We start from the raw sequence: 15,960 nt of genomic DNA, 5'->3' as shown, positions 1-15,960 counted from the left end.
ACAGAATCTAGCATGCTCACTCACAGTTACGCGGGAGCTGTCGACTGTTGTGCCCTGAGCCAACGTGCGGGGCTCAATCCAAACTCCCGATAAAACGCCCTACTGAAAGCAATGCTACCACTGTATCCCGCCCCCAATGCAACCTGAGTAATTGACTCCCCTGTCAACAATTGCTGACAGGCCAACAACATTCGCCACTGTGTTAAATAGCCTAGAGGAGGTAATCCTGTCTGTGCCTGAAAGTGTGCGGCAAAGCGAGCCCGGGACATCCCTGCTTCTTTTGCTAATGTTGCAACCGTCCACGCTTCCTCTGAACGTAAATGCATTGCTGAAATCGCACGAGCCAACCGCGGGTCCGATAGGCCAGCCAACATACCTTCTTGGCAAAGACCACTATCCACCATATGGCGTAGCAATAAGATCAGTAAGGTTTCCAAAAGCCGAGTAAGGACAGGTTCTTGACCATAGCGGTTAGCAAATGCCTCATCGAACAACATGCTTAGTAAGGGTGCCAGTGTTGGCATGTCATTCAGTGGCAGCACTAACACATCAGGCAGCGCCAGTTGTAATGGTGATGTACTTCCTTGGCCAAAAGATACAGAGGCACACACGAGGTCACATCCACCCAGTTGGCGGGGTTTCATACGGTGGGGAAGCCCTCTTGGAAAGAGGATCAGTGTTTGTTCTGTAAGTAAGCGCGGTTCTGCCCCTTCATGATAAAGAGTGATCTCACCGCTTCGTAACAAATGAAGATGTCCACCCGCCGGATAGTCCTGGCTATTGGAGTTCTGGCACAAGTTGCCAGCGAAAAACAGTTGGGCTCGTGGGGTGGTATGTGTCAGGAGAACGGAAAGAGGATCCATATTTGAGACGAATAGTAAGTTTTTAGAGATTATGAGCGATAAATCATATCACGATGCGCGGCAAAATACCTCTCGTATTTTAATAAGCATACAGGAACACTACTATTATGAGTCGTATTAATCCCGTAACCCAACCCACTACGTCAGTTTCCCCAAACTTCGCCGCCATGAAGCGTAACTTGGGTATGGTCCCCAATCTTTATGCAACACTGGCCCATTCACCTGCCCTATTTAACGGCTTCTTAGCATTCGCTGATGCACTGAGCAAAGGACGATTGACCGTACGCCAACGTGAACTGCTAGCTCTTGCTATAGGTCAAGCCAACAAATGCCAATACTGCTTATCCGCACATACACTGCTGGCCGACAAGGTTGGTTTCACCCCTGAAGACATTAAAGAAGCTCGCCAAGGCAACGCGTCAGATCCTGTCGATCATGCCATGTTGCAGTTTGCGGTTTTGCTGGTCACTCAACGGGGTATTGTCAGTGACGAGCAACTGCACAATGCCTATAACGCCGGTCTGGATGATGAGTTAGTGCTGGAGGTGCTAGGTCAAGTAGTAGTCAATACCATGACTAACTACGGTAATCACCTTGCAAGTACCGAGATCGATTTCCCGATCGTTTCCCTTATCCCCTAAGGAGTGACTATGCAACGATACGACAAAGGTTTTCTGGTTGCCCTTGGTGGTGTAGTACTTACTCTGCTCTGGATTGGCGTATTCAAATTTACGCCAACTGAAGCCGCAGCTATTCGTCCTCTGGTAGCAAGCCATCCTTTGATGAATTGGCTCTACAGCCTTTTTTCAGAGCAAGGTGTATCCAATCTAATAGGCCTGGTGGAGATAGTTATCGCCACAGGGTTGGTGGTTGGACTCTGGCAGCCACGCATTGGTTATTGGAGCAGTTGGGGTGCTGTGGTTACTTTCGTGGCGACCCTAAGTTTCTTGTTGACCATGCCGAGTGTCTGGAAATTGGTTGATGGTGTCCCCGTTACTGAATTTTTCATCCTTAAGGATATCGTGTTTCTTGGTGTGAGTTGGTACTACTTGAACCAATGCCGAGCATTGCTCACCACTCAATAGTACTGATGCCTTTGCGCCCTACAGGGCGCATTTTTTAGCGATTAATTCCAGAAAAAATTTTCTTTGAAAGATAATACTCGTCAGTCAGGTCTATATAGAGGCGAGTCATAACATCTAGAAACGTGAGGTTAGAAGATGAAGAAATCTATACAGACAATTTTCATGACATTTGTTTTTGGCCTTTTCTTTAATGCTGCTCATGCAATGGGTAGCGCAGAAAGTATGGCCTTTACTGAACAAGCTTGGAAAGAAGCACAACGTCAAAACCAAGTGACACTATTAATAGTACATGCTGACTGGTGCCCAACATGTAAAGCACAACATAAAATCCTTAGCTCATACTTTCAGGAAAACCCTAATAGCAAAATAAATCAACTAATTATCGATTTCGATACTCAGAAAGATTGGGTCACTCATTTCAAAGCGCCTCGCCAATCGACTTTGGTGTTGTATGAAGGCGATAAACAGATATGGTTTAGCGTGGCGGAAACCCGTAAAGATACAATATTCAAAGCCCTGAAAAATGCTGAGAATGCAATGTAATGGATATATCATCCATTCCTCTGGCTTTTCTTGCCGGGATACTCAGTCTGCTATCGCCTTGTGTCTTACCTATGATACCTGCAGTAGCTAGCTCAGCCATGCAGGCTTCACGTACGGGGCTTATTCTGCTGGCAGTAGGGATCAGTGTTACCTTCGCCGTTGCTGGTAGCCTGATCACCTTTATTCTGCTCAGCTTAGGTATTTCACCAGAGATATTGAGATACTTCTCGGCGAGCTTGATGTTGTTGATGGGTATCGTGTTACTTACACCAGTACTGAACGACCGCATGTCCTACTGGTTATCCTTGCTTGTAAGCAGGATGCCGGGAGGCAATGTGCAAGGCTCTGGGGCAGCCTTTCAATTGGTCGTCGGAATGTCTCTTGGTTTGGTGTGGTTACCTTGCGTTGGGCCAACCCTCGGTACAGCCATAGCCTTGGCATCTACCGGGCAGAATATGGTGATGGCTTTTTTTGTAATGCTGTCCTTTGGATTTGGTTGTGCGCTTCCTTTGGTGGGGATAGGTTACGCCTCTGGTGTACAGCTCAAAAAGATAGGTAATAGTGCGAAATATGGAAAATATATTCTGGCTATCGCTCTGATTTTGTTGAGCACAATGATATTAACCGGATTCGATAAAGTAATAGAGATCTGGGCACTTGATTGGTTACCTGATTGGATTACATCTATATAAAAAAGTATTGGATACCACGCGGCTCTGTCGCAAACTGAGTTTTTGACACAGCAAATTGAGGCCACAGCCTCCTTCAATTTAGAGCACAAAGATCTCGGTTTGCAACAGAACATAGCTCCTGCCTTATGTCATATCGAATGGCTTTAATCTTTAAAACAAATTGTACAAATCTAGTTTAATCGTTTTATCAGCTTTTCTTATTCCCTTATGCTTTCTTCATCGACAACAGGTCGTCAGCCAAGGGAGACCAACCATGGCCACTCTTCATGATTTAATTGAACTCTGGTTAGCAAATAACCAGAAATAAGGAGCAGGATATGAGTCAACAGTATTTAACCAGCCAGAGCGGTTCCCCCATTGCAGACGATCAAAACTCGTTGTCTGCGGGAGAACGTGGTCCTTTACTCCTCCAAGATTGGCATTTAATTGAAAAGCTAGCTCATTTTAACCGTGAGCGCATTCCTGAGCGTGTGGTACATGCTAAAGGGACAGGGGTTTACGGGACTTTTACTCTGACCAAAGACTTAAGCGAATACACCATTGCCGATCACTTCAATGGTGTGGGTAAGCAAACTGAAACTTTCGTGCGTTTCTCCACCGTGGGCGGTGAAATGGGCTCTGCCGATGCTGAGCGTGATCCACGTGGTTTTGGTCTGCGCTTCTATACCGCTCGCGGTAATCACGACATCGTGGGTAACAACACGCCGACCTTCTTCCTGCGTGATGGTATCAAGTTCCCAGACTTTATCCATACCCAAAAACGTAACCCATTGACCAACCTTAAAGATCCGCAGGCGATGTGGGACTTTTGGTCGCTCAACCCTGAAGCTATGCATCAGGTGACAATTTTGATGTCAGACCGAGGTATTCCGGCAAACTATCGCCAAATGCACGGTTATGGTTCGCATACCTTCTCTTTGTGGAATGCTAAAGGCGAGCGTTTCTGGGTGAAGTTTCACTTTAAATCGCAGCAGGGCGTAGTGAACTTAACCAACGAACAGGCCGATAAGTTAAAAGGCATCGATCCTGATTCGTCCCAGCGCGATATGGTGGTAGCTATCACTGATGGTAACTTCCCACGTTGGACGGTGAATGTGCAGATCATGCCTGAGGCCGATGCTAATACTTACCATATCAATCCATTTGATTTAACTAAGGTTTGGCCACATGGCGATTATCCGTTAATTGAGATTGGTGTATTAGAACTGAACCGTTTACCGCAAAACTACTTTGCGGAAGTGGAGCAAGTGGCCTTAGCACCGAGCAACTTAGTACCTGGTGTGGGTGCATCGCCCGATAAGATGCTACAAGCGCGTCTGTTTGCCTATGCCGATGCGCAGCGTTATCGTATTGGCGCGAACTACAACCAATTGCCAGTTAACTGCCCACATGCGGCTAGAGCCAACCATCATCAACGTGCTGGTGCTATGGCAGGAACCCAATGCCCTTACAATGGCAGCCAAACAGGTGGCGATGCTTCTGCCAACTATGGCCCCAATAGCACGGCGGGCGCTTTGGTAGAACCGGCAAACTTTGCCGAGCCACCACTGCGTTTAGAGGGCGAGGCGGCGCGTTACAGCCGTTACAGTCAGGATGATTACACTCAAGCGGGTAATTTGTACCGCATTTTCAGCGAAGATGAAAAAGAGCGCTTAGTGGCAACCATCTCAGGTTCGTTGCGTCAGGCAAGCATGGATGTACAGCAACGTATGCTGGCACATTTCCAAAAAGCTGATGCAGATTACGGCAAACGGATCAAAACGGCGCTGGGGTTATAATTTAAGCGGTTAATCCAATCAAAAGGCCTGTCAAATCACAGGCCTTTTAATTTATTTAAATTCAATCAACGAGTTGATTATGTACAGATGTTATTTTACTGCATCTACTTCATGACACTCAATTTTTCTGACCGGCATTATCCATCGGATAACTCTTATCGCACAGTGGATAAATTCGCTGCTGTGATTGATTTTTATTTGAGTGAAACTCGTGACAAGCCAGCTGCTCTGGCATTTTTTAACAAAGCCATCAACCAACACAGTTTGGTTTACCTGAAAAGGGGGGAATTGATAAAAGTGGAGCGAATGCTGCAGCACTAAATACCATTTATGTTCGATTTTGGTTGTCTAGCTGCATGTTATTTATGATTAAAATGATTGCTTTTAAATATTTAAATCATATAGTCGAGCAAAACCACCGAAAAGTGAAAGGCAAAATACATCAATGCCTAGATTGGAAGTCCTGAGAAGGAGCTAAGTCGACACTCGCTGGGATAGTGCTTTGGTCCATGATTAAGTTGAGGGGAAAATCAACACAACTGAAAAGATGGTTCCATGGGAACAGTTTTATTCTTTAGCGGCATAATTGTATCTAAGGGAGGCTGCAGCCTCAATTTGCTGTGGCAAAAACTCAGTTTGCGGCAAAATCGCAAAGCCTGCTGCTGGGACAACGCCTGTGCAGAAAGCTTTTTTCATTCACTGAAAGTTTAGGCTATTCAGTGCGAACCAATCATGGACTGGAAAACCATGAAATAAACCGTGTTTGAGTACATAGAAGTTGACAGTTAACTTGGCTATTTTAACCCTGAAAATTTTGAACTGAAGAATAATGCTTAGTTAAGTGTCCAGACTTAGCGGATCAGATAATCTTCTACACTTCGATTAAACTGTCACAGTTGTTATCTGAATTCTGGTTTAAATTACATTATTCATGAAGATTAGGCAGTTTTGATTAAAAATATTTTGTATAATCTCATTCAAAATATCTTAACCTAATAATCTTAAGTGTTGTGTGGTTTGTGTTGATTTACTAAAAGCTAAAATAGCATGGTAAATTTTAAATGTGGATTCATCTCTCATGTGTTTATGGGTACTTACAAGATGGTATGCAGGAGACCTATGTTCTGGCATATAAATATTTAAAGGTTGAACTAAACGTCCATTAGATAGCTCTTCAGCAACTAAAATTCTATTAACATAAGCGATACCAGCACCTTGAATTGCAGCTTCAATTGCTTGTATTGAATTTTGGAAAAAAAGTTTATTATGATTTGACTTACGTTGAAATCCAAAATTTTGCATTACAATATCCCATTGAACTAAGCGATTGTTAGTATATATCATAGTGTTTAGATCAAAAAAATTTTGATCTAGATTAAAGTTTTTATCTTTACAATAAACGGGGCTACATACTGCAATCATGTCTTCATGGAACATATATTTAGAGTGCATGTTATCCCAGGAATCATAACCATACCGTATTGCAAGATCTAAATCACACTTAGAAAAATCAAGATAATCTAATGTATCTATAAATTCTATGTTTCTATTTAGCCCTATCAATGAACTGTCGATAATTCTAGGTAAAAGCCAGTTTTTTAATAATGAAGGGGGAACCGCTATTTTTACTTTAGGCCTAACATTTGCAATACCTAAATCAGTAGTTGCTTCTTCAATGTCTTGTATAATTAACGACACCCTTGAAAAATATCTTAAACCACAGTTAGTTAGCTTAATTTGTCTGCAGCCGCGCTCAAACAACTTTTTGCCAATAAAGCTTTCTAAAGTTATGATTTGCTGGCTTATAGCTCCAGACGTTACATTTAATTCAATTGCTGCAAGTTTAAAACTTTGTAACCGAGCAGCCGCTTCAAAGTAAATAATCGATTTAATCGGTGGGATAACTCTCATAGGTATACCTTATAAGTTAACTTTTCTATTCTGATAAGTGAGTTTAAATGGTTTGTTGTTTCGTATGACTATGATGATATTAGGAAGTTCAAAAACAACAGGGGATAAGATATGTTAAAGTTAAAGCTATTACCGTTAGCTATGTCAGTTTTTTTTATTTCGGCTTCAAGTTATGGAGAAACGTTAGCAGATTTTCATAAGGTTCAAGGAAATAATTGTCAAAGTTGTCACACTAAGCCCATCAAAGTGGATGATGCTGAAAGCCATGAAAATAAATCTTGTGAAGGTTGCCATGGGACTCTTGCAGAATTAACTAAAAAAAGTAAGAAGAATCTTTCACCACACCATAGCCATCTTATTGATCTATCATGTACTAGTTGTCACTCGGGACATAATCAACCTGTTCTTGTTTGTCAGGCTTGTCATGATACTTTTAAAACAGAATCAAAGATCCCATTTTCTAATGATTCCCCTGTTTTAGATAACTATGAATTTCAATCAATCACTCAAGATATGATTGAAAAAGCATTAGCTTTGGGGCCAACTGAACAGCACGAGTTAATTATCATTGGTGCAGGAGCCGCTGGCCATGCTTCAGCGGTTTCGGCTCGTCAAAATGGTGTGAAGGATGTCATTATTCTTGAAAAACAATCCTATATTGGCGGCAACGGTATGCTTGCTGCGGGGGGGATGTCTGCTGCTCAAAGTTTGACTCAAGCTACAAATGGGTATAATGATAGTAAAGAATCTTGGTATCAAGATACTATGAAAGGTGGCCGCAATATTAATAACCCTGAACTAGTCAAAACGTTAACGGAAAATGGAAGTGCTGGTGTTGATTGGTTACAAGCTATGGGAGCCGATTTAAGTTCTGCTGCGAGTGCAGGAGGACATAGTGCTGAACGTTTACATAGACCGGCCGGAGGGGCAAAATCAGGACCAGAAATTATACGTACACTGAAAGATACCGCAAAAAAACTTGGTGTTGAAACTCGTATCAATAGTAAAGTTATTCAACTTGTTCAAGATAAACAAGGACGTATCACAGGTGTTTTAGTTCAGGGTAAACATTCAAAATTACATGTACTTGGTGCAAAAGCTGTGATTATTGCATCGGGTGGCTTTGCGCGAAACAATGAATTAGTCGCTAAATATCGCCCTGATTTAAAAGGAGTGGATGCAACAAACAATCCAGGTAACGTAGGAGATGCACTAACCTTTGCAACTAAAGTAGGGGCTGCAACTGTTGATATTAAAGAAATACAAGCATTTCCAACTGCTGCTGCTGGTAAAATGGTGATTTCAGAAACTGCTCGTGGTGCTGGTGCTATTTTGTTAAATAATCAAGGTAAACGTTTTTGTAATGAAATGGACACAAGAGATAAAGTGTCAGCTTGTGTGTGGTCACAAGAAAATAAAGAAGCTTGGTTAGTATTTGATGAAACAGTATTAGATCGACTTGGGCAACTACGTGGAATGCTAACTCTAGGTCTTATTTTTAAAGGTGAAACAGCTAGTGATATTGCAAAACTATCGGGAATTGATGCAGAGTCTTTTGAGCAATCAATAAATCGTTATAATGACTTTAAAAATAAAGGGGTAGATAGTGATTTCGGACGTAAAAATATGGCTGATGATTTCCAATATCCAATATATGTGGTAAAGGTAAAACCAGCAATACACCACACAATGGGGGGCTTAAAAATAAACACGAAAGCTCAAGTCCTTAATGAAAAGGATCAACCAATCGATGGGTTGTATGCAGCTGGAGAGGTAACAGGAGGGGTTCATGGAGGCAACAGACTTGCTGGTAATGCTATTGCAGATACGATAGTGTTTGGACGAATAGCAGGCGAACAAGTTGCAAGTTCAATAAAGTAAATACTTTCTGATGATAACCATAACTGTAATCGTAAAAATGTTTTTGCAGTTATGGTTAAATCTAGTCATAACATTCCAAAATTAAGTGAGCTTGATAACAAATTCTGAATTTAAAGCCTGAATATACAGTTCAGATGTGTTTTCACACAAAATTTAAGTGAATGATTTTGGAACAGTATTTGATATTTATATGTTGAGAATTATAAGATAAGTATTGGATTGGTATAAGTAACATATAAGAGTATATAGTTCTTCAAACTGTGAAAATTTGTTTTTATATGAGGCTTTGTGGTTAGCATGTTTTTGATGTTGGTCTGATGTAATGTTTTGATAATACTTGAGCATTATCTGTAGATTAAGTCTATAAATTGTTTTGAAATGAATGTATGGTGGATTTGTGACGATTGTATTTAAAGAGCAATAGTAAAAGTCAAATATTTTAGAGAGAAATAAAATGAAAAATATAATAAAATTTATACCATTTTTAATTTTTTTGTTCGTCATTCAAACTGAAGCGGATGAGCTGATACAGTTGGAAACAAGAGCTGGTGTTACCCAGCCAGTTTTACTCTGGGATGTAAAAAGTCATACTCCTGATTTTTTGATTGTTTTTTTCCCTTCCGGTAATGGTAATATTGGGTTTAAGGAAAATAATGGAAAGATTGAAGGGAAGTTTTATTTTTTAGAGAAACAACGTGAGCTTTTTAACTCATCTAGCTTTGCTGTGGCAATAATTGATACACCATCAGATCGTAAAGGTCTTGGTGAGTCATTTAGACAGTCCGAAGCACATTTTACTGATATGAAAAAAGTTATATCAGAATTGAAGTTACGATTTCCAAAATCTAAAATTGTATTGATGGGACATAGTCGCGGTACAGTTTCTGCGGGCTATGTATCGAAAGCACTGGAAAATGAAATCGATGCAACAGTATTGCTCAGTGCTCGCTATAAAATAGCTGAGAGACCAATCGATGCTCCTCAAGAAGCTCCCGGTGGGTCAGGCTTATCAAATTTAGATTTTAATGAACTAAGTAATCCTACCTTACTTGTTCATCACTTAAATGATGGTTGCCCATCAACTCTTTATACTGATGCAAAAGAAAGTGCACAATCTATCCCTTTGGTGACAATCAATGGGATTGTTGATGATACTCCAAAAATTTCTAGTGAATTTGCATTATGCTCGTCGGGTACTAACCATTGGTTTGCCGGTCAAGAAAAATTAGTTGGAGAGAAAGTTATTGAGTGGCTAAATGAAATTAAGTAATACTAAAGTGTGTGATTCATAGAGATCGTTTCAATCTTCTCAGCTCCGATTCAAGCCTGTAGTTTTGTTCTTGAAGGGGTTCTTTTGCTGGTTCGTAAAGCTCCTGAACCTCTTCAGAATAAGGCGTTTGCTCAACCATTTCGAAGTATCGCTCCATGGGTGTTTTCCCATGGTGTGCGCTATGAGACCTCTCCCGGTTGTAGTAATGCTGCCACTCAGCAAGCAGGTTATCTAAATCGTCTGATGCTAAGTCTACCGTTGCATAAAACTCAGCTTTATCCGTTTTCTGCGAGCGCTCTACTTTGCCATTTAGGTGAGGTGAAGCAGGTTTATTTGGTCTGAATTTGATTCCATGGTTCTTCAATTTCTCTTGGACTTTAAAGGCAAAGAACTCGCGGCCACGATCTGTTTGAATACGCTGAATTGGAAATGGCATTTCATCAATATCGCAATCAATGAAATCCAGTGTGTTAGCAGCAGTTCTGCGGTTATATAGCCTTAAAATCCTATAGCGGGTGCAATCGTCAATCGAGGTGTATTGATAGATATTCGGCCCTATCTTGCAGGTATCCATTTGTATTCTATCGCCAGGAACTGAGCGAACATACTTGATGTAATCTGGTTTCCTACGATAGGTAACAACAGGCTTTACCTCATTCCGCGTCAAAATTTTATGAATAGTTGCAATTCCAAGAGAGAGTCTATGTAGGCGACCAAGTTCACTTTGAATACGCCTAGCTCCAAGGTTTCGAGAGCATCGCAAAGATAATTCTGTCCCACCAACCTTGGTTGAAGGTGAACTCTTAGGACGTCTGCTTTGGCTGACCAGACCATCTACACCGTCTTTCTGATAACGCTGCCACCATTTTCTTAAGGTAGGTCTGGATATGCCACAACGACGACAGACAAAGCCCGCATCACGGGTCTCTTCGAATAGCTTAATCCACTGTAAACGCTGTTGTATTTCTCTGTTCATAGACACCCATTATATTGAAATGATGTCTATGAATCACACATTAATTAACCTCACTGTACCGTCAATAAACCCCACTTCCATCAGTTTGAGGCTTTAAATTCTTGTGTATGGATCTTGTGAGGTTTCTTTGTTGACATACTTCACTTCAATAAGCGAGTTTACTCACTTGGCGAGATGCCCAAAAGTATCGGATCAGATTACTTACTGACAAGTACTAAATAGGCAACTCAGGTCGCTGAAGCAACCATCGGAGCTGGACAAATAGACTTAGCGTACGTTTTGTTCCGTTGGACTTCACACCTCGATAATGCTGGCCAGAAAAATTGAGTGTCATGGAGTAGACGCAGTAAAATAACGCCAGTACCCAGTACCCAGTACCCAGTACCCAGTACCCAGTACCCAGTACCCAGTACCCAGTACCCAGTACCCAGTACCCAGTACCCAGTACCCAGTACCCAGTACATAATCAACACGTTAATCTACTTCGTCAAATTTGCGACAGGAACGATTGATTTAGACAACAATGTCAATAAGAAATATACAATAATTATGTTTTATTGTATATTGTGACTGAATGAATAAAAGCACATTTACTCACTATAATTTGGTATACGGCTTATGCCTAAAATTGGACTTTTAATAGTCTTAGTTTTTTCCTTATCACCCAAGTAATGGGTAGTACCATTGAATTATCAATGGGGGATAGGCTTTGTGATAATAATATTAATGTTGAAGTAAGTTGTACTCAATCTGAATGTTTATCATCTGACTGCTTGCAACATGGCCAAACTAATTTATCTAGTCATTGTCAAGTACATTGCTTATCACCGCTTTATATTAAACCCTCTGATTTTGAGTTTCCCTTATCTTTTCAAACAAAACAATCTATTGCTACTCAAGCTTGGACAAGTCAAACGGTCATCCTCAGTCTAACCACTCCCCCTCCAAATACTATTTTTCTGTAACATTTTCAGTCTTTTATATCAAATAGATACATTGTGATTGCGCTATTTCATATCGCCGTCGTGATGAAGTACAGATTATTTTTGGAGCTTGTTATGAAAACAATTTTATTAAGAAAAGCATTAATTTTTTTAACCCTAAGCGTTAGTGTCTTATTAAGTATCTCCACCGTTATGGCGGCTACTCTAGAAAGTGCAAGCGCTAGAGAATCGTTATAACACGGCTCTATTTTATATATCAGATCATGGTGAATCTCTTGGGGAAGATGGATTATTTTTACATGGAATCCCATATACTTTCGCTCCAGAGTACCAAACAAAAGTTCCGATGGTTCTCTGGACTTCAAACGGTTACGACACCGATAAATCATTGGATAAACTTTGTTTGAAGAAATTAGCCAAAGAAAAGAGATTTTCACACGATAATGTGTTTTACTCAATATTAGGGATTGTGAATGTACATGCAGAAGTTTATAATCCTAGGCTAGACATTTTTGCTACATGTCGATATTAGTTTAACTTAATCTCGAGGTGTGGGTTCCACCAATTTGCAGGAATTGGTGTTAACAAACTGAGTGTTTGAGAGTGAGATTGCTCGGGGATGTGATATTTGGGTTCTGTCGCAAATTTGGCGAAGTAGATTAACGTGTTGATGGGTAATCACCCCTCAATTTAGAGCGCAAAGATCTTAGTTTGCGGCAGAACCATTTAGCTCTCAATCTTCCGAAATGGCTTATCATGGCCTTTTAGACTTAATATAAATTTGCCGTTATGAAACTAGAACTATAGTTTATAACTTGTAAGTGCGAACTTTATATTTTTGGCGCATTTGGCAAATTTAGCTAAGATTGATTTAGGCAACAACGCCGATAGGCTATGCCGATCAGAACTACGGTTACGGTTTTAGTTCAACCGATTTAGGAAATAAAACTCCGAACAGGATTAATGCAAGCCGCTATATTTATGATTTACCTTAAGCGTAATATTGATGTTATTCCACTTTTGATTAAAAGTGAGGTGTTGTATTTCTAATGTAGTTTGCGAATTATAAAATTTAAATTTCATAAATTTCAGAATCTAAATTTGTGATCTATAAAATATTAACTATAGCTAATTTATCTTTAACAAAAAGCGCAATTTAATTACATTTAATTAACTATTGTATCTTTGTTTTTTTATAAATTTATATTTCAATGTATTACGCTATATTTGAGAATGATTGTTATTTGTACTTGTTGGTGATTAAGGGCACGTTACTAATCAATTCTTTGAGGCTAGTCAACTTGCTTGCAAATAATCATTAACAATTGTTAACCTTTGTTGTTTTGTGGTTATTATGGTTATGGATTTTTCATTGCTAAGTCATGTTAACCATAAGGCATTAAATATGAGATGGCGTAAAATTAAAACTCTGATAATGGGGGCGAGCCTGTTCCTTATATTATCTCCATCTGTTAAAGCGCAAGATATTCCATCAACTCATGAAACGGGAGAACAAATAGAAAAGGTACTCACAGATAAGTTTGCTGAAGGGAAATATTCCGCTAAAGGCGCAGATACTTGTTTAATGTGCCATCGTAAAAATAACACCGTTATGGCTATTTTTGATGGAGTGCATGGCGATATCAATAATAGCAAATCCCCAATGGCTGGATTGCAATGTGAGGCATGCCATGGGCCGCTTGGGCAGCATAATAAAGGAGGCAAGGAACCAATGATTAGCTTTGGTTCTGACAGTCCATTGTCAGCACCGAGCCAAAATACCGTTTGTTTAGGTTGCCATCAAAAAACTGAGCAAAGTGGCTGGCATAGCAGCTTACATAACATGGAAGAAATTGCCTGTGCGGATTGCCATAAAGTCCATGCAGCTAAAGATCCGGTACTACAAAAGCAGCAGGTGAGCCAAGTGTGTACTTCTTGTCATACTCGGCAGAAATCCGATATGAATAAGCGTTCATCTCACCCATTAAAGTGGAATGACATGACCTGCATCGATTGTCATAACCCCCACGGCTCATTTAACGAGAGTGCCTTAAAAAAGGCCTCGGTCAATGACACTTGCTATAGCTGTCATGCGGAAAAACGCGGTCCTTTCCTGTGGGAACATGCCCCCGTGACCGAAAACTGCTCCACTTGCCATAACCCCCACGGTAGCGTGAATGATGCCCTCGTCAAGCAGCGAGTCCCTCAGCTTTGCCAACAATGTCATGCCGATGATGGACATGCTAGTCGGGTGGTGACTCAGCCGGGTACTGACGCGTTTGGTGCTGGCATGGGGTGCCTCAATTGTCATAGCCAAATCCATGGCTCCAACCACCCTAGCGGCAGCAATTTTGCCCGTTGATTAAGGAGTCTGCCATGTCTTTTAAACTTAATATCATTACCTTGGGATTACTTGCTGCTACCAGTGGTGTGAGTGCTGCAGACTTTTCTGTGCACAAAGCTAATCTGCAAGGGCTAAAGTTGGATGCTTATCAGTGTAAAAGCTGCATAGGAGAGAAGCGCTACCAAGGTGAGCTGCAGTTAAGTGCAGGCTGGGCCGAGAATGATGATATTCATGCGGGGAATGCCTTTGGCGATGCCAGCGATGGATTGCGCGCGGCTATGGATGCGGACGTACGTTATCGCAATGCGGGTTATCAAGCGAATGTTCAAGCATATCAATTGGGACTAGAGAACAGCTATGCCCACCTTGATGCGGGTCGAGCTGGACTGTATGCCCTGAACCTTGATTATCAATTATTGACTCGATACGACAGCCGGGCGCAAACGCAATTGTGGCACAACAATGGCGTGCTATTGCCAGACACTGCGACTCGAGATGTCGATTTACAGCTGGAACGCGAAAAGGTGGGCTTGGGATTAGCTGCGCAATATGGCGTCATGCAGGCGTTTATTAACTACGACCACGAACAAAAAACGGGTAATCGTCGCAGTAGTTTAGTCATTCCTCGCCCTGTTAACTTTGCACTGCCTGTTGATGCTAACACTGAAAACCTCAATGCGGGCCTGAATATTTCGGGTGAAAATTGGTTAAGCGAGCTGGCTTACCATGGCAGTTTTTACCGAAATAATATTGATAACTTAAGCTTACCTTATTTGCCCGATGTTTATGCTGCTACGCCTGATAATGATGCCCATCAAGTCTCGTTATCTGGCCAATATATGCTTGGACGTGGCACTGTGAATGGCCGTGTCGCCGCAGGACGGATGCTACAAGATGGCGATTTAATCCAAGTCAGTGGCAATCCGTTACAGAGCTGGGATGGTCAGGTTGATACCTTAGATGCGCGGCTTGGCTTTAGCAATATGCTAAGCCCGCGCTGGCGTGTTAACGGTCAGGTTGACTATAGCGAACGCGATAATAAAAGCTCTGTATGGGAGTTTGCGCAATTAGAGTTTGATAATGTCAGTGGTGCGTTTAAGCAAAATGTTCCCATGGACATCGAAAGGCTGACATACAAACTCCACAGCAGTTACCGTTTTAACAGTGAGTATCGCCTCATGGGAGGCTACGACCGTAAAGAGGTTGAACGCAGTTACCTTGAGCGAGAACAAACCCATGATGACGCATTTTGGGCCAAGCTGAATATCAGATCCTTGGCAAACACTGTGATTGATTTTGGTGGGCGTTACGAGAACCGCAGCGGCTCGGTCTACAACGCCGTCGAAAATACCTCGATTGAAGAAAATCCACTATTACGTAAGTTTTACCTCGCAGACCGTGAACGTCAGGCGGTTGATCTAAAGGTGAATTATGTACCACTTTCGTGGTTGACTCTTGATTTAAATGGATATTATGCCAAGGATGATTACGCCAAGACCATTATAGGCCTTACCGAATCAACCGATTATGGTTATGACCTGCAGCTGGGGATGCAACTCTCTGAGCAATTGCACCTCTATGCCTCTGCAAGCCAACAATGGATAGACTCCGCCATCGCGGGTAGCCAATCGTTTTCCTCACCAGACTGGTATAGCGATGTTGCTGATGAATTT

The 15,960-nt window shown here is 41.4% G+C and carries 13 protein-coding genes and 2 pseudogenes; 12 read left to right on the top strand and 3 right to left on the bottom strand.

Translation table 11 applies throughout. The features are described 5' to 3' along the window. Window positions 1-26: 26 nt before the first annotated feature. On the bottom strand, window positions 27-863 hold the full coding sequence (locus tag H9J30_RS19155) for an AraC family transcriptional regulator (protein WP_240132464.1): 837 nt from the start codon (window positions 861-863) through the stop codon (window positions 27-29). Window positions 864-970: 107 nt separating this feature from the next. On the opposite strand from H9J30_RS19155, the gene H9J30_RS19150 reads away from it, so the two are divergent. From H9J30_RS19150 to H9J30_RS19120, 7 genes and pseudogenes are all read left to right on the top strand, one after another. Then, window positions 971-1,504 (top strand): carboxymuconolactone decarboxylase family protein, encoded by a 534-nt coding sequence (locus tag H9J30_RS19150; RefSeq protein WP_240132463.1) that lies wholly within the window; start codon window positions 971-973, stop codon window positions 1,502-1,504. 9 nt (window positions 1,505-1,513) lie between these two features. Beyond that, entirely contained in the window at window positions 1,514-1,948 is a 435-nt protein-coding gene (locus H9J30_RS19145; RefSeq protein WP_240132462.1) for a DUF417 family protein, read from the top strand. A 135-nt stretch (window positions 1,949-2,083) separates the two neighbouring features. After that, window positions 2,084-2,491 carry a thioredoxin family protein gene (locus tag H9J30_RS19140; RefSeq protein WP_240132461.1) on the top strand — a complete coding sequence of 136 codons (408 nt, stop codon included), beginning with the start codon at window positions 2,084-2,086 and terminating at the stop codon, window positions 2,489-2,491. Further along, window positions 2,491-3,183, top strand: coding sequence for a cytochrome c biogenesis CcdA family protein (locus H9J30_RS19135; protein ID WP_240132460.1), 693 nt, complete (start codon window positions 2,491-2,493; stop codon window positions 3,181-3,183). The genes H9J30_RS19140 and H9J30_RS19135 overlap by 1 nt, the downstream gene beginning before the upstream one ends. Window positions 3,184-3,500: 317 nt before the next feature. Continuing rightward, entirely contained in the window at window positions 3,501-4,961 is a 1,461-nt protein-coding gene (gene katB / locus H9J30_RS19130) for a catalase KatB (protein WP_240132459.1), read from the top strand. 156 nt (window positions 4,962-5,117) lie between these two features. Then, window positions 5,118-5,547, top strand: a pseudogene (locus H9J30_RS19125) (DDE-type integrase/transposase/recombinase); the annotation flags it as partial. A gap of 47 nt (window positions 5,548-5,594) precedes the next feature. After that, window positions 5,595-5,750, top strand: a pseudogene (locus H9J30_RS19120) (IS3 family transposase); the annotation flags it as partial. 198 nt (window positions 5,751-5,948) lie between these two features. Here the strand turns inward: H9J30_RS19120 and H9J30_RS19115 are convergent. Beyond that, entirely contained in the window at window positions 5,949-6,872 is a 924-nt protein-coding gene (locus H9J30_RS19115) for a LysR family transcriptional regulator (protein ID WP_240132458.1), read from the bottom strand. 111 nt (window positions 6,873-6,983) lie between these two features. Between H9J30_RS19115 and H9J30_RS19110 the strand changes: the two genes are divergently transcribed. Both H9J30_RS19110 and H9J30_RS19105 read left to right on the top strand, forming a co-directional pair. Further along, on the top strand, window positions 6,984-8,753 hold the full coding sequence (locus H9J30_RS19110; RefSeq protein WP_240132457.1) for a flavocytochrome c: 1,770 nt from the start codon (window positions 6,984-6,986) through the stop codon (window positions 8,751-8,753). A 454-nt stretch (window positions 8,754-9,207) separates the two neighbouring features. Next, complete coding sequence (locus tag H9J30_RS19105) at window positions 9,208-10,023, top strand: alpha/beta fold hydrolase (protein ID WP_240132456.1); 816 nt, start codon at window positions 9,208-9,210, stop codon at window positions 10,021-10,023. 16 nt (window positions 10,024-10,039) lie between these two features. Here the strand turns inward: H9J30_RS19105 and H9J30_RS19100 are convergent, their stop codons facing one another. After that, window positions 10,040-10,999, bottom strand: a complete 960-nt coding sequence (locus H9J30_RS19100) for an IS481 family transposase (protein WP_240132455.1) — start codon at window positions 10,997-10,999, stop codon at window positions 10,040-10,042. 1,155 nt (window positions 11,000-12,154) lie between these two features. Here H9J30_RS19100 and H9J30_RS21770 point away from each other — a divergent pair. The 3 genes from H9J30_RS21770 to H9J30_RS19090 form a co-directional block, all read left to right on the top strand. Continuing rightward, window positions 12,155-12,475 (top strand): sulfatase-like hydrolase/transferase, encoded by a 321-nt coding sequence (locus H9J30_RS21770; protein WP_427915939.1) that lies wholly within the window; start codon window positions 12,155-12,157, stop codon window positions 12,473-12,475. Between the two features lie 873 nt (window positions 12,476-13,348). Beyond that, the gene (locus H9J30_RS19095; RefSeq protein WP_240132454.1) at window positions 13,349-14,305 is read left to right on the top strand and encodes a DmsE family decaheme c-type cytochrome; all 957 of its coding nucleotides are present in this window, start codon (window positions 13,349-13,351) and stop codon (window positions 14,303-14,305) included. Window positions 14,306-14,319: 14 nt separating this feature from the next. Next, on the top strand, window positions 14,320-15,960 hold a 1,641-nt coding region (locus H9J30_RS19090; protein ID WP_240132453.1), incomplete at its 3' end, for an MtrB/PioB family decaheme-associated outer membrane protein.

Origin of the sequence: Shewanella cutis, from assembly GCF_022410515.1 — a bacterium.
Lineage (GTDB): Bacteria > Pseudomonadota > Gammaproteobacteria > Enterobacterales > Shewanellaceae > Shewanella > Shewanella cutis.
Note: the sequence above shows the minus strand (reverse complement) of the source record. Positions and strands in the feature narration are given on the sequence as shown.